Here is a 26,435-nt window from a genome sequence, read left to right on the forward strand (position 1 = left end):
GGCCTGGCTGACCGACACCCTGGAGAAACTCCCCGCCTGGCCGAACAGCCGCATCGACGAGTTGCTGCCGCTCAAAAAGCCACTGTGATCCTGCGCGCCCAGGGGTGGGTGCGCTGAACGCTTACCATTCACCGACGGAGAAATCTTCTTCGAGGCCGCGAGCTGGTGTCTCACTTGATTTACTGAAGTTTAGACACACGCGGGTCCCGCCGGCCGGGATTTCCGCGGAGGCGATCGATCACCGGCACGACGATGGCATCCTTCAGCGCTGATCGACGCTGGGCGAGACGTCTCAGCACTGCAAACGCTGATCCTGCCCGGGGAAAGGCATCACGAATTGACCGGACTTCGGGTCGTAGGCGTCGCGCACGGGAAGTCCGATAAATTGCATGCGCAGTCACTGGGAGAAAAGCCCCGCAGTGATCATCACACCCTTTCGCCAGGGCGCAATCGCCATCAGTGGAAAGGACTGCCACAGCTGCAGGGCGAGCAATTGCGTCAAGGCATAGGCCGCGGAGCGAATCTGCATCCACAGTTCCAGGGCAGCCTTCGACTGCTGCCACAGATTGGCCACGCCCCACCAGCGCTTCAGGTTGTGAAACAAAGGCTAGATCCCCCAGCGCTCGGCGTAAATCTCCACCACCTCTTGCGCCGACAAGTCGGTCTCGGTCGCCAGAATCAGGCGTGGACGCGACCAGCATCAGCGCCGCACCCGTAGGAATCAGAAAACTGATCAGCTGAATCAGAAATTACCGGCTTGTAGTGCCACTCGATATTTTTTCAGCACGCAAGCCATGGATTCAGATATAGGTTTTTGTTGGCGCGTTAAACATGGGTTAAGAACGGCCGGAGTTTCCCTCAATCTTCATCGCCCAAGTCTGCCAATCCTCGTGCGCCAACCTACGCCAACAGCCGCCTTGCGTGCGTTTGAAATGAGAACTGCTGGCGACTCAGTCTGGTTGTCGAGGACTCGATGTTCCGTGCGAAAATATATCCCCAACTTCGGAATGCCAATCGATTCAGAACTCACGGACTCTCCTCATGACTCAAGATCACGTCCCGCCGCCGCCTCCACCTGGACGCAAGGCCCCGCCACCACCACCTCCAAAGCCCCCATCAGCGTCGACCCCTTCACACCCGCCGTCACCGCCTGCCCCATCGGCCAGATTTGAGGAACCGCTGTCCGCCCCAGCGCTGGCGGCCTTGCCTCCTGCCAAACCGCCATTGGTTGCTGAAGCTCTGAAAAGCGAGGGACTCGCGACTGCAACGGCGGCCAAGACGGGGGCACAAACCAAAGTCATCGCTGCTTTGGCAGTCGCGCTGATGATAGCTGCGTTCGGAGGCTACTTGTACGTTTCGTCGCAGCGCGAGCAGGAACACGCAGCTGTTCTGGCGCGCCAGGAAGCTGAAGGACAGGCACGTCGTGACGCCGAAGCCAAAGCCGCGCAGGCTGCCGAGCAAGCACGCCTGGCGGAAGAGCGGGCTAGGGACGCTGAAGAGAGGGCGAAGAGCGCACAACAGGGTAAGGGCCAGGAAGAGGCGGCCAGGCTGGCGCCCGAGGCAGAACAAAAACAAGTGGAAGAGCAACGTCATCAGCTGGCCAGTAAGTCGCCCGCACCCGCAAGCACTCTGGATACGAGTAGTGCTGAGTCGCTCATTCGGCAGATGCTTTCCGCTGCGGAACGAAAGAACGATTCCGAGTTGACCGCGCTGCTCGGTCGGATCACTGCACTTCCGAAGCCTGTAAGAGGCAGCCGCAAGACGGCCCGAGCCCTGAATGCGGACGGCTTGGCGCAACTGCGCGATGGTGCCGCCAATCAGGCAATCGGCACGCTCCGACAGGCGGTAGAAGCCGACCCGGGAGACGTCGAGATTGTCGACAACCTCAGTTACGCTTCAATCAAAGCGGGAGACTACAAGAGCGCACGGGCTGCCGGTTTCGCGGCGCTGACCATTGCGCCATCGAGGAGTTCCGCCTGGGCGAATCTCGGCATTGCGCTTGCCGAGACGGAAGGTGAAAACCAGGCTGTGGCCGCGTTCGCCAACGCCTATCGCTTCACCGGCGACGCCCCGAAGAGCATCGCCTATCTGGAATCCCTCTCGCAGAACGATTCCAGCCTCAAGGTTCGTGCTGCCGCCAAGCGAGCACTGTCCATCGTCGCGCCGAACCCACCGGCATAGGAGCAGAGGAGCTTTCAACACCAACGAATCGATGACTTGCGGCGGGATTGAGAACACCGGAGCCGCTCGCCTAGTGGGAGGCAAATGGCTCGGGCGTCTTGGACGGTTTCAACTGCGCCACGAAACGTGACCAAGATCCAGACCGTTCGCCTGGCAATGCTGCTCGATTCTTTCCAGGTCGCCTTTTTCCGGAATTCCGATGATCCAGATATTCTGCTCATTCACTTCGATCTGCAGGCGCTTTTTGGGCATACTCTTCCCCGCAGGGTAGCGTCTGCGCCCCAGGTCCGACAGTGCAATCAGTGGTTGGTTGATCGAACCGCGCAGCGATGCCGAATCGAGCGTGGTCACAAAGGGTTCCGGGACGATCACATCAAGCAGATCGAGGATCGCAGGGTGGTCTTTCTGCAGGCGGCGCCATGGCATTCCCGAATAGCAGAGCAGGTCAACTTCTCTTGCCGCTTGCTGCCGAAGCGAGCCGAGTTCGGAGACAAGTTCAAGGAGTCCTTCCGCCTGTTCAAACGGCTCGCCACCAGAGATGGTGACGCCGTCCAACTGATCGCCGGCGCATTTTCCACACCAACTTACGAGGTCGGAGACGCTCATCGTTGCCCCACCGATGGAGGACCACATATCCCGTGAGCAACACCCGGGGCAACCGATCGAACACCCTTGCAGCCAGATGCCAACCCGGCGCCCGAAGCCGAGCGTAGTGACGGGCCAGTGCGCCTTTCTAAGCTGCAGCATCATTCCCGGTGTCCGCGCTTTGGCAAGCCCCGGCACTGGCCATCCGGCGGCTATGCACTAGTCGAGCACAAGGGTATAGAGGCCGTCCCGGAGTATCACATCAGCGACCGTCAATGACATGCCCCGTTCAAGGCGACTCTCGAACAGCGCTCGCGACAGCGGATTGATGAACGTCGTCTCGATCCTGTTGCCGATGCCGCGGCCGCCGTTCGAGAGATCGGTACAGCACCACTCACGCAGTTTCGCCATCACCCGGTCCGGTAGGGCCAGAGAAATTCCGTGTTCTTCGCTGACTCGCCGAAGCACGTTGCGTAGTTGCCCGTCGAATATCTGAATCGCCACGTCTGGCTGGATGAAATTGAAGACAACAATGTTGTCGCCGATGCGGTTCAGGATTTCCGGTCTCGATAGCTGATACTTGAAGTAGTCGAGAATCGCCCCACGGACGCGAGTTTCCACGACCTCGTAAGGGTCCTCCGGGCTGACGTTCTGGATGCGCTCACCGGATTTGTCCGTGACGAAGATACCGAGGTTGGAGGTGAAGATAATCACACTCTCGGAAAAATAGACGGTCTCGCCCCGCCCATCGGTCAGTCGCCCGTCCTCCAGTATCTGCAGGAACTTGTCGAGCAGGCGCGGGTGCGCCTTCTCGATTTCGTCGAACAGCACTACGCTGAAGGGCTTCTGCCGGATGCGGTTGGTGAGTTCGCCACCGGCGTCATAGCCGACATAGCCTGGCGGTGCGCCAAGCAGGCGAGCCTCCGAGTGCTCGGCCGAGAACTCGCTCATATCAAAGCGCAGATAGGACTCCTCGTCGCCAAAGAGCAGCGCCGTCAGTGCTTTTGCAAGTTCTGTCTTGCCGACGCCCGTCGGCCCGGCAAAGAACAGCACCCCGCGTGGCCGCATGCCCGAGGTGCGCGCTTGTGCGCCGGTCAGCCCCATGACCGAGCGGGTCAGAATATCCACGGTCTTGACGACGGATTGCTGCTGCCCCTTCACGCGATCCGCCAACAGCTGCGGCGCCGTGGCGATTCGCTCGCGCATGTCGGGGGCCTTCCAGGGGCTGCGGACGTTCCCCACCTTGAACGCGCGAATGGCATCGTCAATCGCGTTCGGCGGAATCTTCTGATGAACAGCCAACTGTGAAATGTCCGACATGGCCTGCAAAGTCAAACCATCGGTGCTCTCGGAAAAAGTCCGCACGGCCGCCAGTGTCGTCTCTGGCGAAACCGTGGCCTGGCCGGCGATGCGCCGGACCAGCAGCCTGGCTGCTGCCTGGCGCTGCCCGTAGGACGGACGCGCGATCTCGAGGGAATGAATCCGCTCCGAATCGAGCCCATACCACGAAGGAAGATCCTGCACGCGGTTGGTCATCCAGATGATCGGATTGAACAGCCAATCGCCCTTTGTATCCCTGGGCATCACCGGCATGGCCGAATTCGCGAGTTTCTCCAGCCCGGAGAAAAACACCAGTTCGTCTGCCGACAGAGACTGTGGCCCCGCGGTCAAGCGCGACGCATAGTCGATGATCAAGCCGATGCGGATCTCGCGGTTACCTGCAACGAGACGCGCCTTGTCGAGCAATGTCGCCAGATTGACTTCCATCGCACCGCTCGAAAACTTCAACGACAGGCGGGCGCTGGCCTCATTCTGATTTTCCGGCGTGTCGGGATAAACCTTGATGCCGTCTACCCGATCATAGATCAGCAGGAATTTGAAACCCTTGCCGGCGCACAAGGCCCAAAGACAGGGAATGACGGAAGCGAGGCTCAAGCCACTCTGAGTCGGTGTCAGGAAACGGTCGCGAATGTTTCCGGAAAGAACGAACTGCGGGCGAATGGCCAGCAGGCGATCGATGTCCTCAATCCACTTGGGTTGTACCGCCGCTTCCGCCGCATCAGCCATGGCTCACCTTATCTAAGAATTCTTGATGGACTTGCTGACTGACGGCGCCTGCCGCCTGCTGCTGCTGCCTGCCTCTGCGGACGTGTCGCGGCGCCCTTGCAGCGGCACCTCCGCCGGGGACACCACCTGCACCGGCAAGCTACCCGCCTTGATCTCGCGCACCATCGTGAAATCCAGGCCACGGTCCTTCAGCACGCCGACGAGTTTCTTCAGCCCGGACTCGGAACACCAGGCATTTTCGATGCGGACATCGTCGCGATGGGGATTGGCGTGTTCACCGCTTGCAGCCGCGCGCACCAGGTTGAAGTTGATCTGCTGCCGCTCGGGTGATACTCGCATCCGCATGTAGTAATCGCCCCAGGCTGCCTCATGGAAGTGTACCATCCCGCCTTCGGCGAACAAGGTTTTCTCGATCGGTTCGGCTTCGTAGCCGAGGTCGTTCAGCGCCTCGGAAAGAATCGCCGCGGCCATGGTCTGGCGCACCGCCGCCTCGTCTTGACGCGCCGCAAGCGCCAGCCGTGCCACGGTGCTGTCCACCTGCACTCGCAGCGCGTCAGTCAAGCGCACTTCGCCCCCGACGACCAAAGACAGCTGGTCGACCAGCTTCCTCACACCCGAATCGTCGGACGGCGGCAAGCGGTCGATGAGCCGCCGCGCTTCCTCGGATTCCCTGGCGCGCCGAGACCTGTCCTCGATGAGCTGGCCGATGCGGATCTTCAATTCCGTTTCCAGCATCCTCGCTCGGGTATCACTTGCCGTCGCCAGGAACTCCTCCAGCAAGGGAGTGACCTCGGGTGCCAGTTCGGTGGCACTGAGTTCGGCGACGCGATCGATCAGGACTGCGGAACGTTTCTCCCGAACCTCGGGGCGGGTCGCCTGCTCCTGGCCTTGATCCAGCAAAGCCGCTCGCCGCACATAAGCGGCAAGCAAGTCGCCCACCGTCACCGGCGGCGAGTTCGCCTCGTCGGCTGCCAGGATCACCGCTGTGCAGAAATCACGATCGACCTCAAGGCGCCGTACCGCCTCGCGCAGTTCCTTCTCGGCCAAAACCACGATCTCCTCAGTCTCGCGATTGAAGATGTCGAGGAGAATGACATCTTCGAGATCCGGCTCCGCAGGCAGCCCAGGAATCGCGACCTGGATGTCGTGGTTCGGAAAGCGACGGCGCAACTCGTCGAGATTGCGGCAGAGGGCGGCATGGCGCGCTTTTCCGCGCCGATAGCTGGCCAGATTGCGCTGCAATTCGGCGAGGCGGTTTGCCCGAAGCTCTCGTTGGTAGACTGGGTCGTTCTCTGCCGCGACGTTTTCGAGCGCAGCCACGAGGACGCGTAGCAACTGATACTCAACCGTTGCCGGACTGCTCACGACAAGACTCGCTTGCCGTTGCGAACTGACGCTCCCTTGCACGCTGACATCTTGGACGCCACCTCGTGCTCGCCTTTCCTGATGGGGGAAATGACTTTGAAGGCCGCCAGCTTGTCTATCTTAGCCATCAACAAGGCGAGGTCATTTGAGTCCAGGAGTACGGGAAAGCGACCCATCCAGTGGGCGCGAATCTTCTGGCTCAAGTGCTCCGGCAAGCTCTCAAGCTCAACCGGCACGCGTTCGAACGACTCTGTGATCGGGAGAAACGAGTAAGAACCGATGACCTCAAAAACAGCTCCGAATTGTCTCGCCGTATAGGTGATTCGCCCAGTGTGACCACTCCCATGTACCTTGTTTAATCCGCCTCTTAAATGAGGATGTTCCTGCACAGGAATGCTGCTGGTCGTAAGAAGTGTCGGAGGAGTTAGACCCGGCATTGGCCATGCCAACCGCTGATCGACGACAAAAACGGTATCTACATAAAGCGTCCCTTCTCGCTTACAGTCTTCGGCAAAAATCAGGACTGAATTCGTGCCAACGTTTGGTTGCGTCTTTGAGAGACGGCGCAGTTGCGTGGCGTGACAGAATGAATAGAGCCATGGTTCGGTAAAAACATAAGGGTCCTCATTACCTCCCGGATATTTCGGAGTGCAAGTGAAGGGTGGGTCGACGAACACATTGTTTGCATAAGTCTGGACTCCGCTGATGGTGACCGCTCTTGCCATTACACTCATCTTGGCTCGGGCAGGGTGAAATATGAGGTAGTGTGGGCGGCAAACAGCAATCATCTTGGTCTATCCTTCTGCCAATTGCTAAATTGTTAACAGGCGACATCCTTATTGATGACGGTTTGGTGGCATATTAATTCAAATGTCTAGTCCCAGAAAGAGCGAAGAATAAAATTACAGTCTGTACAAGAAAAAAATAGTGGAACCACCTTGATTCAGGACTCATCTGCTTTTTTGCAGCACTGAAATCTGGTCGATGTTTCATAACATCAGAGCCGTTCTCGGTAAGCTTTACGTTCTGTTCGACGGTGGCTACCGCAACTTGCAGCGCCTTTTCAGAGTCGATGTCGTAGTATTTTCGCGTCAGATATCTAAAGCCCAAAGGGACTGCAAAAAAGGAAACAATAAAAACTCCGAAGCCCCAATCCTGGGAAAAGCGAGAGATAAGACTGGCCAGCGATCCAACTGCTGCCGCTATCCCGTAGCCAATTAAGCGGCTATGGGCCCAGAATCCGTAGTTTTCACGCTTCCAGGCGGTGATGTCTGCTTTTATCGTCGATTTTGCTTGCTCCAGCCTTCTGGCAGATTCCTCCTTCTCCTTTCGTTCAACTTCAGCTTGCTGGCGCTCGAGTTCGTTGCACGTATCGCAGAAATAGCCTTTTCCTGAACAACTTGTGCATTTTATATTACCCTCGCCTTTACATTCTGAGCATTCCTCATAAACCTGTCGACTCCCATTGCATCTCGGACATGGTGCGTTTGGGTACCAGATATGACTCTCTCTGCGGCCGTCCGCGATATCGCTCCCGGACCCACGACAGAAGTTGCAATAATCACCAACGATCGTTGGGTGCTTTCCCGTTCCTCGACAGTGTCCGCAAATCCTGTCTAAACCAGTGCCGTTACATCCCCTTTTTTTTGCGAAGCCGCGGCCATATCCGCAGGTCACCCACTCTCCCTTATTGCCTTTGCAATGCCCACAGTTGCGTCGACCTTTTCCATGGCATTTATTGCACCGCGTGACTCCTTCGACATGGCCACTCTTACACTGGATCTGCATTTGGTTTGTGCATATCCCGGAGGAGTCTTGAGCCACTCTGAATTCGTGTGCCAAGCAAGTCTCCCGAAGATAGACGGTCAGTAGCAGGGTTGCTGCGTCATCACCTTCGGTCAACAAGAACGCTGGAATCGAAGGGGCGAGGCCATCATTCGCCCATTGTTTAACGAAAATGCGAAGTTGGTCGAGGGCAGGAGGATGCTCCAGAGCGAGGATCAGGCGCGGCAGGAGTGACGCCATTTCCGGCGCGATTAATTCTCTGTTGGTCGTCTTCGTGAGGAAACGTGCAGCCCTTGTCCACAACTCTTCGATGCGCGCGACTGCAGGCGAAAAACGCAGGCTAAGTGACTGGAGGTCGGCATGTGGGTACACACGGAGGCCACTTGTCGCCAATTGGAAAAGCACCTCGCGGCCACTACTGTCTGTCTGAGCGTCATTGGCCCAGGCCAGGATTGCGCTGTAGCTCGCATCCCGTCCTTTCCAGACCGGCGGCAGCGCCGGATCGATGCGATAGACCAACGCAGCAAGCCGGGCATCGGGGCTCAGGTCGCCTTCGGCGAGATCCATGAGATAGCTGGACAGGTCATAGTCTTTGACTTCATCCTGAACCCATTTCAGGATCAATCCGCGGGACAGATGCTTGACCCCTTCGTCCCAGAATTGCAGCAGGGCGGCAGCCAAAGCGCGCGGTGTTGCGCAAGCCGTTCCGGAAATCGTGTAGGGTCGATACGACACCGTTGCTTCACTAGGGGTGACTGGCGCTGCCGCGCTGCGGGAGTCGTCGGCGACCGCCACCGTTTCCCCGGCAAGCCAGCGCCCGACTTCGTCGCTTCCCCATCGATTCGCAGCGTCACGAACCAGCAACCCACGACACAGCGCGCGCCAGCGCGGGTCGCTGACCCCCTCGGTATCGATCGGGTTCTGCGCAATCCAGAAGTCCAGCCGGTTCTGGCTGCCGATACCGGCCAGCGGATGGCGACCAGTGATCAGTTCGACCAGGATCATGCCGATCGACCACCAGTCGGATTTTTCGCTGACGATTCCGGTCATGGCTTCGGGTGAGCTGTACAGCGCCGTGCGGCTGCGCGTGGTCTCGTGCAGCGTGGCCGCGCTGACCGAGGCGATGCCAAAGTCGGTCAGCACCAGGTCCAGCGGAGCGCGGGTGCGGACAAGAATGTTCTCCGGCTTGATGTCGCGGTGGATCAGTTTCGCGCCGTGCAGGCAGCGCAGGGCATCGCTCAGTTCGCGCAGCATGCTGGCAACGTCGGCAAGCGGCTGCGGGCCGGTCATCAGGTCGCGCAGCGACCCGTTGGCGACGTACTCCTGCACCTCGTAATACCAGACGCCCTCCTTGCCGTGTTCGTGGATGTGTACGACGTGCGCCTTGTCTGCGGCGCTGATGTTGTCGAGCACGGCCCCCTTCGGTCCGCTGCTGCCTGCGTTGGGCACATAGAGCTTGATCACGCGCAGTCCTTCGCCGCCGGGTCCTTCGGCCAGGAGAACAAATCCCTCGCCGCCACGCGCCAGGAGTCGCACGACGCGGTAGCGGCCGGCGAGTGCGAGTGGAAGCTCGGGGATCTCGGCGTGGCCGGTCGGGGCATCGCGCTGGGTAGCGGCAGCCGCAGCCGTATCCCGCTTTGTCTCTTGCGCGGCCCATCTTGATGCGCTCGCTTGCGGCGCATCAAGCACCGTTGGCGCTGGAAGTGGCGTGTCGAGGATGGTTGCTGCCGCCACGGACTGACCGTCGGCTGTTTTGCTCACCTGTCGGTGCCTGTCGTGCGTGGTACTCGGAGGCTCGTTCGTTCGCGGGGCATCGAGAACCGTCGGAGCCGGAAGCGGCCCGCCGAGAATGGTTGGCGTCGCCGCTCCGGAAGTGGCGGCAGGCTCGGTCTGCCGGGTTTGCTCGGTGCTCAAGAAGGCGCTTGCTTGCGGCGTATCAAGAACTGTTGGGGCGGCAAGTGGCAGGTCGAGAATGGCTGGCGTCGTCGGCTGGATGGCGGCTGCCTGGGCCACCTCGCGCTCCACCTGCTCCTTCATGCTGCTCAAGGTCTCCCAATTGGCCATACCCGAGCACCAGATGTAATCTTCCAGCACGACGTGCCCCTGCGCCAGATAATCGAGCAGCACGTTCGATTCGTACGGCCCGAACTGTTCGCCGTCGCGCGCCACCATGTATTCCTTAGACATGTCATCTCCCCTCTGGAAAACGTCCTCTTGTTCAGAAAAACTGCGGATCTTCCTGCTTCATGCCCCCCAGGGGGTAGTCGGCCCATCCTCTTTTTCCACGCGCACCAGGATGATCGATATATTGTCGGGGCCACCTGCCGTCATCGCTGCTTCGAACAGGGCGTCAACCACCTTTATGCCGTTCACTTCGGCACAGGCAAGTTCCATATCATCCAGGCTCACGACGTCCGAAAGGCCGTCGCTGCACAGAAGGAACTGGCTTCCCGTCGCAAGACGCACCCGCCGAACATGCGGGTCGATCTCGATGAATTGCCGTGCTCCGCCCAGACACTGGGTGATGCGACCCGTCTTCGCGTGGTTGTCTTCGTGCCCGTAGGAAACACTGTCGGCGGAGTCGTCGTGCGATAGCTGTTCAAGGTAGCGGTCCTGGAGGCGGTAGGTCCGGCTGTCGCCGACATTGAACGTCCAGCCATCGCCGTTGGCGATGACCATTCCGGCCACAGTGCTCCCCATGCCACCCAGTTCCGGGCGCACGGTCGTTTCGTCAAAGACATCGCGGTTGGTCTTTCGCAGCATATCGACGATGCTGCTCTGGCCAAGTGTGATCTCCTTGAGACGCATGGCCAGGCGTTCACCGACCAAACGGCTGGCAATCTCGCCGGAATTCTCACCACCCATTCCATCCGCAACCAACACGACGCGCGGCCGGTCGGTGTCGAGCAAACGCTGGACCGAAGCACTCATTTCCAAAGGAGGAATGTAGTCGTCGATGGCCAGCGAATCCTCGTTATGCGCGCGAACCCTGCCGCGCCCCGTCCGATAGAAGATCTGCAGCCTCATCCGTCGGCCTCGCGAACTGTTGCCACCAGGCGCGAAGCAAAGCGGATGCGATCCCCTGCCTTCAGCGCGACTTCCTGGTGGGCGTCGATTCGTGCTTCGTTGACGAAGGTGCCGTTGACAGAACCGAGGTCACACAGGACAAGCTCGCCCGCCCGTCGGCGCAGGTACCCATGTTGGCGGGACACATTGGGGAACTGGCTCTCCAGACGGGCGGCGAGAACTGGCGCTGCCGGGGTTTCCCGACCAACGACGACCCGGTCCACGACGGCGTCGACGCCCCATGGCCATTCGATTACAAGCCTGCGCACAAGGGCGCACTCACTGGATCCTGCAAGAGGTTCATTGCAGTACGCGCAAACCACACTGACCGCTGGATTGGCTTGTCCGCAACCCGGTTGCGTGCAGACAAGCGCCTGAGCACTCTGCACAGACGCTTCGGGTGGGACGCCTGACGGGGATTCGCGAGTTGATCTGTGGATATCAACAGGCGCCGTCGGATCGACATTGTCGAGCACAAAGCGGCAAGACACGCAATCGAAGGTGTCAGCCGGATTCTCCGTGCCGCAGTCTGGGCACTTTTTCACTAACCCGTACACAAGGCAAACCGTTACCCTTCAGCCTCTCCAACTTTTCGCTGTCTTCAAGGTCAGCTTATTGATTGTTATTAAGATTGTTCCGCAACCGTGGATGCCACCCGCGCGCACGCCTAAAGCCGCCTTGATAAATCTGTCACCAAGCCGTGCCTCGCTGGTGAAGAACCTGCCGACTTCTTCTCCTCGTGCGTTGGCATTCTGCCACTGCTATTGCAGACAACGACTTTAAACGAGAAGACTTTAGGAGGTTTTCGCGTCCGAACTCCTGCTGCCATCAGCAGCGACGCGCACCCAGTGCCTTAGATCGCCCCTCCGCGCCAGCAGATGGCACTGTCGCCAAGAGCCGGGGACCACGAGCGCTGCAGCCGGCGACCGAGTGCGGACCCAGCGAGTGCAACTGCGCAACGGTCGGTCAAACACAGGTCACGATACGAGCCGGATACGAGATCCCCACTGCAAACCGCGTGATAATGGCTGTTGGCCGAGCCGCCAAGCGAGTGGCGCCGCTGCCGGCGCGCACATGGCCAACAGGTCCCAACTAAGGAGAAACCAATGGAATTGATCGAGCCAGCCAGCCACGTCCAGTTGCAACCCGGCGGTCTGCTGTTTTACTCGGACCCCCACCTCGTCGAGACCGACGTGTCCGAACTGGCGGTCGAATACCTCTGCGAGTTGGCGGTCCTGGATGAGGGAGTCACCTTGCGTGATGTCCTGCTGCTCCTGAAGAACAACCCACCTTTGTTGCAGGTCCTTCGCCGCTTTTGGGCAGTGGAGTTGGTCGAGGAAGCGTTTGCCGGGGAGTCAAGTTCCGACACGGGCGCCGACGAACCGGACGAGGTGGAATATCTGCTGCTGACCCGCCCTTGCGCAGTTGACCTGCGCACCAAGGCCTATGAAGTGATGACGCGCCTGGGGCTGGTGGGAATCGGGTTCCCGCAGCGCGACCCTGGTTCGAATGGCAACAACGTCGGTGACCGGCAAGAGTGGAGCATGTGCGGCGCCAGTGTTCGGACATGCTTGCACTATCCACTCCGACTGGAGCGGACTTCGAAGGTATTTGTTCATGGCCGGGATCGGAAGGCGAAGGCTGGCCGGGCCATCGCCATGGAAGAGATCAATTTCGGGCCACCAACCCTGCTGCAGATTCTTCACAGCATTTGCTACGATCTGTCATTTTTTGGGCTTGGCGATCGCAAGAGCGAGGTAGTCGACTCTCTGAAAAGCGCGACGTTTACAGAAATGACCGTGGGGGAGTTTTTGGCAACTATGCAAAAGCTGAGCGGCAGTGCTGCCCCTGCAGTGGGTTCCGCAAAAAAGACTAAGAAAGCGAAGGGCAAATCCCGCTGAACAAACGGCGAGAGATGATCTGTTCGCCATCGGTTTACCGAGCCGCCAACGTGTCGGCGATCCCCGATTGTGCGCCAGCGCGCCGGAGGTCGCCGCAAGGTGCTGCCAGGTCTCTGGTGCCCGTCCTCTTGCCGGAGTGGTCCTTTTGTGGATCAGACGCGAAGGGGAAGCGCTACTCCAGCGCCTTCACCGAGTTCGCCGTCGAGCGTGGCCAGATTCGCCCAGGTGGCGCTCAAGGTTGGTGTGCTTTCGATGCACAGGTGGGTGGCGGAACACAGCGCCTCGTCAATCCAGTTCGCCAACGGCAGGAAGAGATGGTCTTCCCAGAGACTGTCCAGGGTGGGAAACAGCGCGGCTTCGGAGTGATCTTCACAGCATAGCTGGCAGCGATAACCGCCTTCGACCGCCGCGCCTACGGCGTCCAGGCTGAGCAGCATGTCCCAGCACTGGCCTTGCCAGTCGACTACAACGCTGAGGCTGTCGTTGCCGACGAACACGGAGAGGTGATGGGTGATGCCGACCAGTCGATAGGTCGCGTAGTCGCCTGTGCGCTCAAGCTGCCGAAGGGGAAACGGCAGGCGATCGGAATGGGCTGCCAGCCAGGCATCGAACTGGCTGACCAGCGAGACTGCGGGTCCCCCCACGTTCGCCGATCGCCGTGCCTGGCTCAACGGTTCTCGCTCAGACAATGAGTAACCTTTCCTTCATCTCGCGCAGGTGGCGGCGACTGACCGGCACCCTTCTGCCGCTGCGGGTGAGATCTTGGCGGCGCCGCTGTCGAGCCATTCGATCTCGGCGATCTGGTCGAGGTTGACCAGGAACTGGCGGTGGCAGCGCATCAACGACGTACGCTCCTGCAGGATCTTCAGGCTCAGTTCGGTGGTTCCCCTGCCGCTTGTCGCCGACGACCTGTACGCCGGCGATGTCGGTGTGGACGAATTCCACTTCGTCGAGCGCCAGCAGGAAGATGCGGTTGCGGCTGAAACAGGGAATCTGGCGCAGCTTTTCGGTTGATCCTGGAAATGCCCTGGGCGAGTGGCGTACTCCCGAGCGCAACCAGTCGCGCGTCCGGGCAAGACGTTGCGGATCGATCGGCTTGAGGAGATAGTCGGCGGCGTGCTCCTCGAAAGCCTTCAGGGCGTGCTCGTCATAGTCGGTGAAAAAGACGATCTGCGGCAGCGCCGAGGCGTCGATCATGCCGACCATTTCGCGACCGCTGAGGCGCTGTATCTGGATGTCGACGACGACCACGTCGGAGCGCAGGCGATGGATGCCGCGCGGCCCTTCGCTGGCATTGGCGCATTCACCCCGAAGCTCGACGTCAGCGGTAGCAGCCAGCAGCGCCTTGAGGGAACAGTGGCGCCGTCGGCATAGACCGTGTGTTCAATGGCTTGCCGGGTGTGTGCCGAGGCAATCGGCCTGCTCGGCAGGTGGTGGTCGGCGCCGACACCGAGAAAGGCAAGCAGCTTCTCGCACTCGGTGATCGCCAACGGGCCGACGCGTCGCTCTCCCTTTTCATCCCAGCGAACCGGAAAGCGCCCACCCGGCGTCCCCACGCGCAAGGACTCCGTCTACCGTGCCTCCATCTCGGCCATTGCTCCTTGAACAGCGACCGCTAACGCCTTCCGCTCGGCCCAGTACTCGTCACCCATCGGGTGATACCTCCAACTCTCCAGAAAGTCGCATCACACCATGGCTTTCGCCGTCTTGGCAAGGGTCAACCGAGAGAAATAGGAGCAACGACCACGAATTGCTGTTCTGGTTCTCGAACGTAATAACCGTGGCGTCGGTGTCGGCGGGGGATTCGGCGCCGCCGACAGGGAGTTCTACCGGATCGACACCGCCGGCGCCAGCGATGTCTCGCTGCTCGATCTCGATGCCGCGGACGCGGTCTAGCAAACGTCAGCAAGTCGGCGCCGTTCCTCGACCTCGACGCCAACATCGTCGACATCGATGCGACGGTGACGACGAGAGCGTTGGCAAGTCACGCGAGAAATGGGAAGGCCTGCCGATCGGCCCACGGCTAAACGACGGCGGCTATCTCTTGCTGGCAGGCACCGACAATGATTACAGCGTGACTCAGAGCGCAACGGGTATGGGGTTCGATGTCTGGGTCGATGTCGACGCCATCGATCGCTACGCCAGGTCGATCCAGTCCCCGCTCGGTCAGCCGAGTGGCTGCACCTTCACCGCAACTGGTGCTGCCGCGCTGTGGAACCCCGCCCTCGACTTGCTGCCAAGCGTGCTGCACCCGTACCGGACCGGTGCCGGCGATCTCGCGACTTGTACCACGCTGCTGCCGGAATCCGCAATCGGCGCGCTGCTTTTCGCCGCGCTGGGCGTGATGCGCGCAGTGGCAGGGCGGCGCAAGCCGGTCTGATTTGCAGCCGACAGGCTGAAGCGGTCGCCGGCAGACAGGGTGCCGGTCTGCCGGCGTGCAGCCTAACCTGCTGCTGCAGGACTCAGCCGGCCATCGCGCGAGCAGGTGCTCCGAGGAGGCCCGGCTGCCGGTGGCCTGCAGACGCTCAGCGTCGCCCAACAGCGTGTGCCGCAGGCGCAAGCGCCAGCCCGGCATGGCAAGATCGACCGCGGTCAGGACGCAGACTTCGGCACCGCGGCCGGCGACCCATCAGACTGCTGGTCAGCCCGCATAACGATCACTCGCAACCGAAGGAGGTGACGAAGAGGCTTCCGATCTCCTGATTAGCAACGAATCTCACCCAAGCGAATCTTGTGCTCGGGGTGCGCGCCACAGCGAGCAGCGGCGAGTAGCAATCGGTGATGCAGCGTGCTGAGGTCGAATCGACGGTTGAAGCGGTCGGTCAACGCCGCCAAGTATCGAGCGGAGTAGTTTCGGAAGTTGACTGCATGATAGCTATCGGTCAGGCTAGTGTTGAGATTGCCCAGGACGGTGTTGATCCACCGGAACTCTGGCCAGTCTTTCGGTTTTCGTCCGGCGACGACGGTCGGCTGATGTACGCACCCGGCTTCGGTGACGACCCTGAACCAGGCCAGACCATCAGAAAACGTGGTGCTGCCCTTTGATGGCGGCTACGGGCACTTGCCCTGGCTGCTCGGGGAACTCGATGGCGAGGGAGAGAGCTTCTTCGCGGAGGTGCATTCGGATCAGGCGATCTATCTCCAGGATCCCGCACCCACCGTGGTGGCTCGTCGTTCGTCGAAGGGTCGAGCGCCCCGTCGGCTGCAGACCACGGCGGTGCCCATGACGGTGGCCGAGTGGGCAGCCTCGCAGTCGGCATCCGCCTGGGGGCGTCTGTCGATCCGTGACGGCGAGAAGGGCGAGGTGATGGCCGACTATCTCACCCAGCGGGTGTGGGTCTGGGACGGCGAGGCGCCGTTGGCGAGCCGTTGGCATCTCCTGGTACGACGGGAACTCGATGGGACGAAACTCAAATTCGGCCTGTCCAATGCCAAGCCCAGGGCGTCTTTGCGCCGCTTGGCGGAAATGCAGGGAGCGCGCCATTTCGTCGAGCAGTCCTTCCGGGAGGCCAAGGGCGCCTGCGGGATGGCCGAGTATCAGGTCCGCCGCTGGCAGGCGTGGCACCATCACATGGCCCTGGTCATGATCGCGACCATGTTCCTGGCCAAGGAGCGCATAGCCCATCGCGATACGGCTGAACTTCTCTCCTGCCGCGACTTGGTGGAGATCATGCGCCATCGGTTGCCCACCAAGATCGTCACCGACGAAGACCTCGCGGCATCCATCATCGATAGGCATCGACGGCGGCACCAAGCCATGGAATCTGCCTATCGAATGCAAGCTGCCATGCTATCAGCATCAGATTGAAAGGCAATCTGACAAAGTAGAACTAAGAGCCGAGCTTGCTCATGGAAGGGTGACCGCTTGAATTCAGCCGCGCCGCCTGCGCCAGACTCACGACGCGGCCCACTCTGTGCTCTGCAACCTCTGGTCCACGACCACGGCCGTCCCCGCGTACGTTACCCTTGCCACACGCCATTTCGACCCGGCCTGATCGTAGTGGGCGTTACTCTTGCGCACGCCGACGATGGCGTTGGCCCCGATGCCAAGCCCTTGGCGAGCGAGACCGAGAAGCGCCTGTTTTTCCGCCAGGCGATACTCCCAATCCGAGGCGGCTTCGGTATCCGACAGGGCTTCCACGTAACCCAGGGTCCGTACCGTCCTGCCGCCAGGAACCGCGCTGGTGGTCACCAGCAGGATCTGGCTTTGGACCGTGGCGAGTTCACGCTCCACTTCCTCCAACCGCCGAGTCGTCGTGGTCTTGGCCCGGCGACTCCAACGGAACATCACGACCCCGATCAGCAGCAGGCCGAGCAGTGGCAAAAACCAGAAGACGGCACTGGTGTGAGTAGCAGCAGCGATGGGCATGGGAACCTCCAGAGACTTTTCAATGCAGCATCGCACAGGTCGCCAAAAATGCAATACCTCGGCTGCGCCCGCCGCCCTCTGCAACCGGAACACCCGCCCGGCTGGCCGCAGACCGAAATGCACCATCGCCGGCCACATTTCCAGGACCGGAGCCCGACCACTCCGATAAAGTCCGGCCATGCCGATTCGCCGTCTCAATCTCCGTGGCCTCGAGTTACCTCTGATCCTCTGGATCGTCGCCGCGCACCTCTCCTTCGGCCGCGCGTATCTGGTTGCCTTCAATCTCACCGCAAGCCTTCCCGGTACGCTCTTCCTGATTCAAAAGGGTACCCTGCCGAACCGCGGCGACCTGGTGGCCTTCCGCTGGCTGGCCCACTGGCCCTATCCGCAGGGCAGCCTCTTCGTCAAGCGTTTGATCGGTATGCCCGGCTCGATCGTCAGTGCCCGCGACCGCGATTTCTTCGTCGATGGTTACCCGGTCGGCCGGGCCAAGGAAAGGGCCAGGACCGGGGAATCTCTCGAAATCGGCGCCGTCGGCACGATCCCCGAGGCGCACTACTACGTCGCCGGCGAACATCCCGACAGCCTCGACTCCCGCTATCGGCTGACCGGCTGGGTCGCCCGGCAGCAGATCGTCGGCAGGGCCCACCGGATCTTCTGAGGGACGAACGGCCGGGGACCGGGGATGCGACACGAGCAGGCGGCACGGGTCTTCGCGCAACGATCGAAGCGCCTGTGGATCGCCGTCGTCCAACAGGCGATCGACGATGCCATGGGTCGGGCCAGTTTCGCACCCGGCTCGCCCGAGGAGATCCGAAGCATCCAGCGCGAGGCCCTGATCTGGATCTTTCATGACCGTTCGCCGGTTGCCAACTCCTTCCACTCGCTCTGCGACCTCCTCGACATCGACCCAGACCGGGCTCGCGAGCACCTGCGGCAGGATCCGGCGATTCGCCGCGGGCTTGCCAGTGCGCAACGCCAGCGCAGCGGGGAAGGGGGCTGACCGGTGTTCGGGTTTCTCAAGAGGACGATTCGCCCCGAAACGTCAAAGCAGGCGCTCGCCACCAGCCTCCCGGTGATCACCCCTGCAGAACCGCTCCTCGACGACGAGATTCCGCGCTACCCCCCGTTCATGAAAGGCCTGCCGGCCACCCATCCGGACAAGCTCATCGAGACGCAGCGCGAACTGATCGGCCAGATTCGTGAAACCGGCGTCGCCACGCCGGAGATCTTCGAGCAGTACCATCTCGCGGCCCTGCGCCGTTTCGCGTCCTATGCGCACCTCCTGCCCGCCAGCCAGACGCATCATCATCGCGGGGCCGGTGGGCTGCTGCGGCATGCGGCCGAAGTCGCCCTGTGGTCTCTTCAATCCGCCGATCGCGTGCTGCTGCCCGGCGAGCAGACCCCGCGCAGACGCCGCGAACTCGAGCCGCGCTGGCACCTGGCCGTCTTCCTGGCAGCGCTCTGTCACGACCTGGGCAAGCCGGTGACCGACCTCGTCGTCACCAGCCGCGAAGGTGCAGAGGTCTGGAACCCCTTCGTCGAAGATCTCCACGCCTGGGCCACCCGGCATCGCGTTGATCGCTACTTCCTGCACTGGCGCGATAATCGTGGCAGGAAGCACCAGGCCGTTTCCGCCCTCATCGCTGAACGCATCATCGGAGCGCAGGGCCTCGCGTGGCTTGCCAAGGGCGACACCGACCTCGTGCTCTGGATGATGGAAAGCATCAACGGCTCCCCCAGCCCCGAGAACCCGATTCACGATCTCGTCGTCCGATCGGACCAGGTCAGCGTCGAGCGGGATCTGCGCAGTCTCGGCGTCGCGTTCACCGGCTACGAGATCGGTCTACCGGTCGAGCGCTTCCTGCTCGACCTCATGCGCCGGCTGGTCCGCGAGGGGACGTGGGGCATCAATCGCCCGGGTGCGCGCCTGTGGTGCATCGACGGGCAGCTATATCTGATCTGGCCGGCCGCCGGCGAGGAACTCGCAGCCCTCGTCCATCAGGAGCAGATCCCCGGTCTGCCGAGAACCCCGGACAGCCTGCTCGAGATGCTCGTCGACCGCAGCCTGGCCAGTATCCCTGAAGATCGTGGCGGCGGAGAGCGCTACTGGCTGATCGCCCCGGCGGTGCTGGCCGGGAAGATCCCGAACCTCCGCCTGACGGCGATCCGGTTGCGCGATCCGGCTTTGCTGAGCGAGCCGCCACCCCCTTCGATTCCCGGCAGGCTGCTCAGTGACGAGGACCCGGCAACGAAAGCGCCTGACGTCCCGGTTCAGCCTGGCATTGTGCCTGATCCGCCACTTCCGGCGACGCCCGGTAGACCACCCGATCCGGATGGGAAGCCCCAGGAGCCGCCCGACCGGCAACCTCCGGCGCCGCAAGTCGATCACCTCGATGGCGCGGTCGGCGAAGCGCTGCAGGCGCTCGCCCGGGATCTCCAGTCCGGCAAACGATCCGCCGCCACGCTGACCCATGTCGACCCTGCCGGCGTCGTGTGCCTCAAATGGCCGGACGCGTTCAATGGCTGCGGTCTGGAGAGCAAGGCGATCCTCGACGCGCTGTCGCACCACGGCTGGCTGGCGCTCGACCCGCTGTCGCCCTTTCGCAAGGTGACCGAGATCGAGGTCGAAAGCGGCGAGAAGTGGCGGGTCGTTCGGCTGCAGCCGGCAGTCAGTCGGCTGATGGCGATTGGACAGCCCGCGCGCCCGGTCGGACCGCCGCCAACCGCCGAACCCGCGGAGCGGGTGAGGCAGCCGCGTCCAGTGCCGCACGAGACCGATGGTGCTGGCGCAGACGAACGGTTGGCGCTGATCCGGAAAGTCGTCGCCACCTTGCGGGAGGCGATCCAGGATGGCCTGCTGACGCCGGAAGCGGACGGTCCCTTCGTGTGGCTTCCCTCCCGCAAGGCCGAGTCGCTGTTGATCGAGCGACTGCAACTGGAGAGAACGAAGATCCTGCGTCTGGGTGCCGTCGTCCCGGATGTCTTCCTCTCTCAGACCCGCAACAAGCTGCACTGCTATCGAATTCCGGCCGTCCCCGTTGGCGAAGGCGGCGGGCGCGACCAACCGTAGCAGCTTTGAAGCCGGGGTCCGTCGATGCACCGAAATGCGCCCGCGAGCTGCGCATTTCGGCGGCCATCGCGCGCAGCGACAGACCAGAATCGATCCCCATGTCGACGCTTCTTCCCCTCCTCGCATTGCTCCTGGTCGGCTGGATGCCGGCCGTCCGTGGCGATGAACTCGGCGTCGTCGGCCCGACCTACGAGATTGCCGAACCCGACCTGCTGGCGGTCATCGAGTCGCGTCTGAAGCGCATGGCGCAGACCGGCGAACTCGCCCGGAAGCAGCGCGAGCACCGTGATCGCGTCGTCTCTGCCGTCGAGAAACCGAAGCCCGTCCCCGGCGTCCAGACCACGGTGACGCCGCGCCGTTTCTTCCTGGATCCGACCTGGGTCCTCGATCGCGACATCCGGACTGCCGACGGGGCGCTGCTGTTCGCCCGCGGTCAGAAGGTCAATCCCCTGGAACACGTTTCCCTGCGCGAACGCCTGGTCCTTTTCGACGGCCGCGATCGCCGGCAGGTCGCCCTGGCGCGACAGATGCTGCAGCGGTCTGCGGGCGGCGGGAAAGCGATCCTGGTCGCCGGCGAGCCGCTGCGACTGATGCGCTCGTGGAAGCGCCGGGTCTTCTACGATCAGGGTGGGACCCTGACGCGTCGCCTGGGCATTCGACAGGTGCCGGCAGTGGTCAGTCAGGACGGCAAGCGGCTGCGAATCGATGAAATCCGTCCGTGACATCGCGTTCCTGCTCTTGCTGGCACTGTCGCTTGGCAGTCCCGGCTTCGTCGCGGCGACGCCAACCTGCACCGGTCGCTTCGCCAACCCGATCACCGACATCTGCTGGCGCTGCATGCTGCCGATCCGCTTCGGCGGCGCGGCCCTGTTGTCGATGGGGCAGGAAGACACGCCGAATCCCGGCGGCTCGCCGATCTGTACCTGTCCGTCGAAGCGGCGGGTCGGCTTCAAGGTGAGCTTCTGGGAACCGGTGCGGCGGGTCGATGTCGTCCGCCGGCCGTTCTGCCTGACGAGCCTCGGCGGGCTCGAACTCGATCCCGGCTTCGACGCGCCGCGCGGCTCCCGTTTCAGCCAGGACAGCACCTCGACCTCTTCCTTCTATCACGCGCACTGGTACGTCGATCCGGTCCTCGTCTGGCTCGGAGCGATCTTCGACAATGCCTGCCTGGAGCAGGGCGGCTTCGATGTCGCCTACCTCACCGAACTCGACCCGCTGTGGCACGACGACGAGCTGACCTTCCTGCTCAATCCGGAGGTCGCGCTGTTCGGCAATCTGCCGGCGCGCGCCGCCTGTGCCGCCGATTGTGTCGCCGCCAGTGCCGGCTTCCCGCTCAACAGCCTGTTCTGGTGTGCCGGTTGCCAGGGCAGTCTCTATCCCCTCAACGGCAATGTCCAGGCGCACCTTGGCGGCGTCCAGGCATCGAGTCTGGAAATGACCCGCCTGATCGCCAAGATGCACCGCGAAGGGCTGATGTGGGCGGCTGCCGGCGAGGACGGTCTCTGCGGCTACTACTCGCAACCGATCATGGACAAGACCGGCTACAAGTACCACATGCTCTATCCGGTTCCCCAGACCGAACGGATCGAGGGCAAGTGCTGCCAGCCGCTCGGACGATCGACGATCCGCTGGGGCGCCGGACGGGAGTTCCCGTTCGAGGGCGAGGATTTCGCGTACATGGTCTTCCGCAAGCGAAACTGTTGTCAGGGGGCGTTCTGAGACCATGAGCAAATCCTTGGTGCGGGCCAGTTTCCAGGCCATGTTTCTGACGACGGCCTGGGGTCTGACGGTGACGCCGGCATTCGCGCAGGTTGCGCCAGTCCCGCAGGCCGACCTGCAGTCGGCGCGCGAGCGAATGGCTGCCACGCTGAACGCCATCGATGGGGCAGGGGCTTCGAGCCTTTCGGTAGTGCCCGAGCTGCGAAACCTGCCGCAGCCGGCAGCGAGCGCTCCCGACCTGGCTGCGCTCGCGCAGGCACACCGCCCGTCCGTGCCGGGCGGGAATTCGGCGAACCCGGACGTTCCCGAGCTGATGGTGTTCGTCTCCTTCTCGCTGCCGCGCGAGACCCTGCAGCGCATCGTCCACCAATCCGAGCGATCGGGTGCCGTACTGGTCCTTCGCGGTCTCAAGGGCCACTCGCTGACGCAAACGGGCGAGGAGATCGCGCGGCTCGTCGGCGAGCGGAACGTCACGGTCCTCATTCACCCGCCGGCCTTCCAGCAGTTCCAGGTGCGACAGGTGCCTTCGCTGGTATTGGCGCGGTCGGGGCAGGCGGCGAAGATCGACGAAGAAGGTTGCGCGCCGGCAGCGAGCTTCATCCGGATCGACGGCGACGTCGGCCAGGACTACGCGCTCGATCTGATCGAACGCCAGGCGCCGGCATGGGCGGACATCGCCCGTCGCCATGCGGCCCGGCTTGCGGGACCGCGGCCATGAAGTGCCGCTCCGGGCTGTTCCTGGCGCTGCTGCTGGCGAGCCGTGTGTGGGCGCAGGGCGACGACCCGGCGACCGCCTTCGCCGACGGCAAGGCGCTCGGCGCCAGTTCACTCGATCCGTCGTTTCAGGGCATTGGTCGCGGCACGGCCGCTGCGAGCGTGCCGGGTTTCGGTGCAAGCGCTGCACAGTCGCAGTATTTCCAGGCTGGACAGGGGCAGTTGTCGGGACCGGGTGTCGCCCGGGTCACGGCGTGCGCCACCCTGCCGGCCGAGGTCGATGCCTATCGCCGGCAGGAGTGCGAAGCAGTCAATTTCGTGGCGCGCAATCCATCGCTGCGGCCGGCGTTCTCGATTGATCGCGCCAACGATCCCCTGATCAGTCGTGCCAATGCCGTGGCCCGCCATCCGACCATGGCCTCGACCGGGGTGACGGCCGGCAGGGGTGCCGAGAACTGCCGGGTAGTGACCGAGACCACGCCGGCGTCATTCACGCGGGAAACCTGCAGTGACTACCGTCCCGTAACCAGCCAGTCCTGCTCGACCGTACGGCAGATCGAGGTCGATCGGCATCACCGCTATCAATGTGTCGAGCGGATGCCGGACGACTGCGCTGCGATCAAGGCGACCGAAGGGTGCGTGCTGGTCGGTTCGACCTGTGACAGCACCGCTGTCGACGGGTCCTGCAAACAAGCGACGCGAACCTACCGGTGCACCAACGTGACGGTCTCGACCAGCCCGGTGGTGGCACTCGACACGTCCTACACCATCGCCTCGAACACCCTCGACACCAGCGCCTGCACGTCGCTGGCGCAAAGCAGCGACTGCGTCCATGCGGTGCAGACCTGCACCGATGACACGCCCTGCAAGACGATCAACGGCCTGCAGGTTTGCCTGAACACCGTTTCGCCGCTGCCGGCAGGCGCGCAAAGCGCCGGTGATTCCTGCTGGGCGTGGTCGGAGGACTACACCTGCGCCGCGACCGCACTGAGCCATGACTGCCAGAAACTCATCGACGGCGGATGCACCCCGGTCGCCAGTGACTGTCTCGACCGCGCGGCCTCGGGTGCTTGCGAGATGAGTGAGCGCACCTACGCCTGCCAGACCTCGCCGGCCACGGAGACTCGGCGCAGGGTGTGCGATCAGAGTTCGTTCTGTCCCGGTGGCGCGGGCTGCTTCGAGACCAGTCATCCGGCCGATGAGGATTTCGGTCGGGTCGTCGCGACGCTGGAAGCGGCCCGCGAAGCCGGCGTGTACGGGGCGGATCAGAGGCTATTCACGGGCGTTGCCGAGCAGTGCCGGAAAAAGCTCTTCGGTGTGGTCAACTGCTGCCGGAAGGGCGGCGGCACGGCCAAGAGCAACAACGCGGTGATGTCGGCGGCGATTCAGGGCGCTTCTGCGGGTGGCCAGCTGGCCGTCAATGCGGGCAGCAAGTACCTGTTCGATTTCATGTATCCGCAGTACGCCGGTTACGTCGAGGCCGGCATGCAGGCGATGATCTCGTCGGAGGTGCTGTTCACCCCGACGAACTTCCAGCCGTCGTTCAGCTTCTACGGTCTGACCCTCTCCACAGGGACGATGAGTACCGGCCTGCTCGGGGGACCGATCTATTCGCTCGGAACCGTGGGCCCCTTCAATTTCTACTTTGACCCGTACTCGCTGGCGATCGCCGTGGCCATGCAACTGATCTCGGAGCTGCTCTCGTGCCAGGAAGCCGAGAAGCTGCTGGCGATGCACCGCGAGGCCAATCTCTGCGTTCCCGTGGGTTCGTTCTGTTCGCGGCGTGTGCCGATCATCAGGACCTGCATCGAACAGACGCAGTCGTACTGCTGCTTCAACTCCCGCCTGGCGCGGATCATCAATGAGCAGGGCAGGGGACAGGTGGGTAAGGGATGGGGCAGTGGCAAGCGTCCGGATTGTTCGGGCTTCACCCCGGAGGAGTTCGAGCAGATCGACTTCTCGCGCATCGACCTGAGCGAGTTCATCGCCGAGGTGGTGGCGAGCGTGCGCGTGCCGAGTGCTTTGGCGATCGGCCAGAACGTGCAAAGCACCGTTCAGCAGCGCGTCGAGAGCTACTACCGGCGATGAAGCGACGCGCAACCGGACTCGCCATGGCGCTTGGCTGCGCTGTCCTGCTGGGCAGCGGCGATCTGGCTGCTGCGGACCTGAAGGCGCATCTGCTCGCGGCGATCGATTCGCCCGAAGGTCGCTCCGATGGGGACCTGAGTGGCCCGATGGCGGAGTTTTTCCAGGCACAGACACGATCCTCGGCGGCGGTGCGGGTTCAGGTCAGAACGCTGACGAAGTTTGCCCAGGTGGGTTGTGCTCGCCTGCAGGCGACTCTGCTGCAGGATGATGTGCCGACAAGAGAGGGCCAGCGAGTTCCGTTCGCCGTTCGCTACGAGCTGAATCTGTGTCGTGACGGGCAACCGCCGAGTGAAGGAGTCGATCTGGAGGCGGCGGCGCGGGGGCTTTCTGGTTCCTCAGCCAGCGATTGAGGCGCTGGTGTGGGCAGAGGGGAGAATCCTCGATACCCGTCGGAACCCGCTGTTTGCCGTCCAGCGCGTGCCGCCAATCGCCGCCAGCATTCGACAAGGTCCGAAGTGTGCTCTGCACGGCTGCATTTCGCCCCCTCGATCGCCACCGAGCCCTGTTCAATACCAACTGTGGATCCCCACGAACGGAGCGGGTCTGTCGGATTGAATGAGAGGTGATTCAATGAACCAGCGGTTGATACGTCTTCCCCAAGTCAAGGCCATGGTGGGGCTTGGTCGCTCTTCGATCTACGACCGGATCAAAAGGGGCGAGTTCCCCCAGCAGATCAAGCTCGGGCGCTCGTCCGGATGGGTCGAGGCTGAAGTGCAGGTGTGGATCAGCGAACAGATCCAGGCGAGTCGACGGGAGCAGGTGAACGCGTTGGCGCACTCGCCGGCGACTCGTTAGGAGCAGCTACCTCCGAAAGGTCATACCGGAGTTCGGGCGGGCGGCGCATTCCTGGTTTGGCGGACATCCGGGAGTCCACTGCCAGGCGTGCCGCGACCACATCGAGCCGGAATCCTCCTGCGAACGTGCAACAAGAGAGTCCGTGGCAGTGGTTGCAGGAAGCTGTGGGGGATCTCGTTGTTTGCGACTGGGTTCAAGCGCATCTGTAGCAAAGAGCCATACCTCACCGCCCCAAGGGCTCATCTCGCGGTATGCTTGTCAGGAGATACTGGTCCTTGAAGAAATCAACCTGGAGCAAGGTAGTTCCGTTAGCTTGCTCCCGCTCGCCTAGCAAGTGTTGTACAGCACAGGTTTGTTGGGGGCATAAATGGGGGCATCCACAGGGTGTATTGATGGAATATCTATACAAAACAGTATGGTAGTCAAGTTTGTCGATTCCCTTCCTGGCACCAGCAAGCAGTCCAAGGTAGTCCGTACCGGTTCCGATCAGCCATGAAACTCGAACAGCTCCAGACCCACGCCGCCATCCGCGGCATCGTTCCGGACGCCCTGGTGACCGTGGTCAGCGTCCAATGGTTTGGCTCGGAGGCGCTGGAACTGACCTACAAGACCGCCTCCGGCAAGGTGGCCAACGAGCTGCTTTACCGCCACGACGAACCACGCCTGG

25 protein-coding genes and 2 pseudogenes are annotated in these 26,435 nt (G+C 62.2%); 14 read left to right on the forward strand and 13 right to left on the reverse strand.

Going from position 1 to position 26,435, the window contains the following annotated elements; translation table 11 throughout:
* The coding region (locus V5B39_RS22225) for a transposase domain-containing protein (RefSeq protein WP_434735703.1) at positions 1–88 on the forward strand (88 nt) is incomplete at its 5' end.
* 204 nt (positions 89–292) lie between these two features.
* Here the strand turns inward: V5B39_RS22225 and V5B39_RS22230 are convergent.
* Positions 293–697: pseudogene (locus V5B39_RS22230) on the reverse strand (transposase); the annotation flags it as partial.
* Positions 698–1,203: 506 nt separating this feature from the next.
* Between V5B39_RS22230 and V5B39_RS15320 the strand changes: the two are divergent.
* Entirely contained in the window at positions 1,204–2,181 is a 978-nt protein-coding gene (locus tag V5B39_RS15320) for a hypothetical protein (RefSeq protein WP_332343736.1), read from the forward strand.
* A gap of 108 nt (positions 2,182–2,289) precedes the next feature.
* On the opposite strand, the gene V5B39_RS15325 is transcribed toward V5B39_RS15320, so the two are convergent.
* The 7 genes from V5B39_RS15325 to V5B39_RS15355 all read right to left on the reverse strand — a co-directional run bounded on the left by V5B39_RS15325 (position 2,290) and on the right by V5B39_RS15355 (position 11,318).
* Complete coding sequence (locus tag V5B39_RS15325; RefSeq protein ID WP_332343737.1) at positions 2,290–2,931, reverse strand: 4Fe-4S cluster-binding domain-containing protein; 642 nt, start codon at positions 2,929–2,931, stop codon at positions 2,290–2,292.
* A gap of 54 nt (positions 2,932–2,985) precedes the next feature.
* On the reverse strand, positions 2,986–4,833 hold the full coding sequence (locus tag V5B39_RS15330; protein WP_332343738.1) for an AAA family ATPase: 1,848 nt from the start codon (positions 4,831–4,833) through the stop codon (positions 2,986–2,988).
* 12 nt (positions 4,834–4,845) lie between these two features.
* Complete coding sequence (locus V5B39_RS15335; protein WP_332343739.1) at positions 4,846–6,198, reverse strand: hypothetical protein; 1,353 nt, start codon at positions 6,196–6,198, stop codon at positions 4,846–4,848.
* The gene (locus V5B39_RS15340; protein WP_332343740.1) at positions 6,195–6,932 is read right to left on the reverse strand and encodes a hypothetical protein; all 738 of its coding nucleotides are present in this window, start codon (positions 6,930–6,932) and stop codon (positions 6,195–6,197) included. Before V5B39_RS15340 ends, V5B39_RS15335 begins: the two co-directional genes overlap by 4 nt.
* A gap of 127 nt (positions 6,933–7,059) precedes the next feature.
* Positions 7,060–10,170, reverse strand: coding sequence for a protein kinase domain-containing protein (locus V5B39_RS15345; RefSeq protein WP_332343741.1), 3,111 nt, complete (start codon positions 10,168–10,170; stop codon positions 7,060–7,062).
* 57 nt (positions 10,171–10,227) lie between these two features.
* Positions 10,228–11,010, reverse strand: a complete 783-nt coding sequence (locus V5B39_RS15350) for a PP2C family protein-serine/threonine phosphatase (protein WP_332343742.1) — start codon at positions 11,008–11,010, stop codon at positions 10,228–10,230.
* Positions 11,007–11,318, reverse strand: coding sequence for an FHA domain-containing protein (locus tag V5B39_RS15355; RefSeq protein WP_332343743.1), 312 nt, complete (start codon positions 11,316–11,318; stop codon positions 11,007–11,009). Before V5B39_RS15355 ends, V5B39_RS15350 begins: the two co-directional genes overlap by 4 nt.
* Positions 11,319–12,155: 837 nt before the next feature.
* On the opposite strand from V5B39_RS15355, the gene V5B39_RS15360 reads away from it, so the two are divergent.
* A complete protein-coding gene (locus V5B39_RS15360) occupies positions 12,156–12,950 on the forward strand; it encodes a hypothetical protein (RefSeq protein WP_332343744.1) in 795 nt (264 codons plus the stop codon).
* A gap of 152 nt (positions 12,951–13,102) precedes the next feature.
* Here V5B39_RS15360 and V5B39_RS15365 read toward each other — a convergent pair whose 3' ends face one another.
* The 3 genes from V5B39_RS15365 to V5B39_RS15385 all read right to left on the reverse strand — a co-directional run bounded on the left by V5B39_RS15365 (position 13,103) and on the right by V5B39_RS15385 (position 14,849).
* The gene (locus V5B39_RS15365; RefSeq protein ID WP_332343745.1) at positions 13,103–13,639 is read right to left on the reverse strand and encodes a hypothetical protein; all 537 of its coding nucleotides are present in this window, start codon (positions 13,637–13,639) and stop codon (positions 13,103–13,105) included.
* Positions 13,632–14,291 carry a response regulator gene (locus V5B39_RS22235; RefSeq protein WP_434735704.1) on the reverse strand — a complete coding sequence of 220 codons (660 nt, stop codon included), beginning with the start codon at positions 14,289–14,291 and terminating at the stop codon, positions 13,632–13,634. Before V5B39_RS22235 ends, V5B39_RS15365 begins: the two co-directional genes overlap by 8 nt.
* A 303-nt stretch (positions 14,292–14,594) precedes the next feature.
* Positions 14,595–14,849, reverse strand: a complete 255-nt coding sequence (locus V5B39_RS15385) for a hypothetical protein (RefSeq protein ID WP_332343747.1) — start codon at positions 14,847–14,849, stop codon at positions 14,595–14,597.
* Positions 14,850–15,024: 175 nt separating this feature from the next.
* On the opposite strand from V5B39_RS15385, the gene V5B39_RS15390 reads away from it, so the two are divergent.
* Positions 15,025–15,330 (forward strand): hypothetical protein, encoded by a 306-nt coding sequence (locus V5B39_RS15390; RefSeq protein WP_332343748.1) that lies wholly within the window; start codon positions 15,025–15,027, stop codon positions 15,328–15,330.
* A gap of 323 nt (positions 15,331–15,653) precedes the next feature.
* Here V5B39_RS15390 and V5B39_RS15395 read toward each other — a convergent pair.
* A pseudogene (locus tag V5B39_RS15395) lies at positions 15,654–15,989 on the reverse strand (transposase); the annotation flags it as partial.
* On the opposite strand from V5B39_RS15395, the gene V5B39_RS15400 reads away from it, so the two are divergent.
* Positions 15,982–16,758: a hypothetical protein gene (locus V5B39_RS15400; protein ID WP_332343760.1), complete on the forward strand. Its 777-nt coding sequence runs from the start codon at positions 15,982–15,984 to the stop codon at positions 16,756–16,758. The pseudogene V5B39_RS15395 and the gene V5B39_RS15400 sit on opposite strands and share 8 nt — an antisense overlap.
* Positions 16,759–16,845: 87 nt before the next feature.
* Here V5B39_RS15400 and V5B39_RS15405 read toward each other — a convergent pair whose 3' ends face one another.
* On the reverse strand, positions 16,846–17,319 hold the full coding sequence (locus V5B39_RS15405; RefSeq protein ID WP_332343749.1) for a hypothetical protein: 474 nt from the start codon (positions 17,317–17,319) through the stop codon (positions 16,846–16,848).
* 178 nt (positions 17,320–17,497) lie between these two features.
* On the opposite strand from V5B39_RS15405, the gene lepB reads away from it, so the two are divergent.
* The 9 genes from lepB (at position 17,498) to V5B39_RS15450 (ending at position 25,768) form a co-directional block, all read left to right on the forward strand.
* A complete protein-coding gene (gene lepB / locus V5B39_RS15410; protein ID WP_332343750.1) occupies positions 17,498–17,980 on the forward strand; it encodes a signal peptidase I in 483 nt (160 codons plus the stop codon).
* Positions 17,981–18,004: 24 nt separating this feature from the next.
* Positions 18,005–18,322 (forward strand): hypothetical protein, encoded by a 318-nt coding sequence (locus V5B39_RS15415; protein ID WP_332343751.1) that lies wholly within the window; start codon positions 18,005–18,007, stop codon positions 18,320–18,322.
* A gap of 3 nt (positions 18,323–18,325) precedes the next feature.
* On the forward strand, positions 18,326–20,392 hold the full coding sequence (gene mobH / locus V5B39_RS15420) for a MobH family relaxase (RefSeq protein ID WP_332343752.1): 2,067 nt from the start codon (positions 18,326–18,328) through the stop codon (positions 20,390–20,392).
* Positions 20,393–20,490: 98 nt separating this feature from the next.
* The gene (traW, locus tag V5B39_RS15425) at positions 20,491–21,114 is read left to right on the forward strand and encodes a type-F conjugative transfer system protein TraW (RefSeq protein ID WP_332343753.1); all 624 of its coding nucleotides are present in this window, start codon (positions 20,491–20,493) and stop codon (positions 21,112–21,114) included.
* Positions 21,098–22,111 (forward strand): conjugal transfer pilus assembly protein TraU, encoded by a 1,014-nt coding sequence (traU, locus tag V5B39_RS15430; RefSeq protein WP_332343754.1) that lies wholly within the window; start codon positions 21,098–21,100, stop codon positions 22,109–22,111. Before traW ends, traU begins: the two co-directional genes overlap by 17 nt.
* Positions 22,112–22,115: 4 nt before the next feature.
* Entirely contained in the window at positions 22,116–22,829 is a 714-nt protein-coding gene (trbC, locus tag V5B39_RS15435; protein ID WP_332343755.1) for a type-F conjugative transfer system pilin assembly protein TrbC, read from the forward strand.
* Positions 22,826–24,913 carry a conjugal transfer protein TraN gene (locus V5B39_RS15440; RefSeq protein ID WP_332343756.1) on the forward strand — a complete coding sequence of 696 codons (2,088 nt, stop codon included), beginning with the start codon at positions 22,826–22,828 and terminating at the stop codon, positions 24,911–24,913. Before trbC ends, V5B39_RS15440 begins: the two co-directional genes overlap by 4 nt.
* A complete protein-coding gene (locus V5B39_RS15445) occupies positions 24,910–25,323 on the forward strand; it encodes a hypothetical protein (RefSeq protein WP_332343757.1) in 414 nt (137 codons plus the stop codon). The genes V5B39_RS15440 and V5B39_RS15445 overlap by 4 nt, the downstream gene beginning before the upstream one ends.
* A gap of 220 nt (positions 25,324–25,543) precedes the next feature.
* On the forward strand, positions 25,544–25,768 hold the full coding sequence (locus V5B39_RS15450) for a helix-turn-helix transcriptional regulator (RefSeq protein ID WP_332343758.1): 225 nt from the start codon (positions 25,544–25,546) through the stop codon (positions 25,766–25,768).
* The last annotated feature ends 667 nt before the right edge of the window (positions 25,769–26,435 follow it).

The sequence above is a fragment of the Accumulibacter sp. genome, from assembly GCF_036625275.1.
Classification (GTDB): domain Bacteria; phylum Pseudomonadota; class Gammaproteobacteria; order Burkholderiales; family Rhodocyclaceae; genus Accumulibacter.

Coding starts and splice junctions, on each gene's coding strand:
- V5B39_RS15340 (WP_332343740.1), bottom strand. CDS start 6,932: ATGAGTGTAATGGCAAGAGCGGTCACCATCAGCGGAGTCCAGACTTAT.
- traU (WP_332343754.1), top strand. CDS start 21,098: ATGAAATCCGTCCGTGACATCGCGTTCCTGCTCTTGCTGGCACTGTCG.
- trbC (WP_332343755.1), top strand. CDS start 22,116: ATGAGCAAATCCTTGGTGCGGGCCAGTTTCCAGGCCATGTTTCTGACG.
- V5B39_RS15325 (WP_332343737.1), bottom strand. CDS start 2,931: ATGATGCTGCAGCTTAGAAAGGCGCACTGGCCCGTCACTACGCTCGGC.
- lepB (WP_332343750.1), top strand. CDS start 17,498: ATGCCGATTCGCCGTCTCAATCTCCGTGGCCTCGAGTTACCTCTGATC.
- V5B39_RS15350 (WP_332343742.1), bottom strand. CDS start 11,010: ATGAGGCTGCAGATCTTCTATCGGACGGGGCGCGGCAGGGTTCGCGCG.
- V5B39_RS15360 (WP_332343744.1), top strand. CDS start 12,156: ATGGAATTGATCGAGCCAGCCAGCCACGTCCAGTTGCAACCCGGCGGT.
- V5B39_RS15445 (WP_332343757.1), top strand. CDS start 24,910: ATGAAGCGACGCGCAACCGGACTCGCCATGGCGCTTGGCTGCGCTGTC.
- V5B39_RS15440 (WP_332343756.1), top strand. CDS start 22,826: ATGAAGTGCCGCTCCGGGCTGTTCCTGGCGCTGCTGCTGGCGAGCCGT.
- traW (WP_332343753.1), top strand. CDS start 20,491: ATGTCGACGCTTCTTCCCCTCCTCGCATTGCTCCTGGTCGGCTGGATG.
- V5B39_RS15330 (WP_332343738.1), bottom strand. CDS start 4,833: ATGGCTGATGCGGCGGAAGCGGCGGTACAACCCAAGTGGATTGAGGAC.
- V5B39_RS15415 (WP_332343751.1), top strand. CDS start 18,005: ATGCGACACGAGCAGGCGGCACGGGTCTTCGCGCAACGATCGAAGCGC.
- V5B39_RS15345 (WP_332343741.1), bottom strand. CDS start 10,170: ATGTCTAAGGAATACATGGTGGCGCGCGACGGCGAACAGTTCGGGCCG.
- V5B39_RS15450 (WP_332343758.1), top strand. CDS start 25,544: ATGAACCAGCGGTTGATACGTCTTCCCCAAGTCAAGGCCATGGTGGGG.
- V5B39_RS15405 (WP_332343749.1), bottom strand. CDS start 17,319: ATGCCCATCGCTGCTGCTACTCACACCAGTGCCGTCTTCTGGTTTTTG.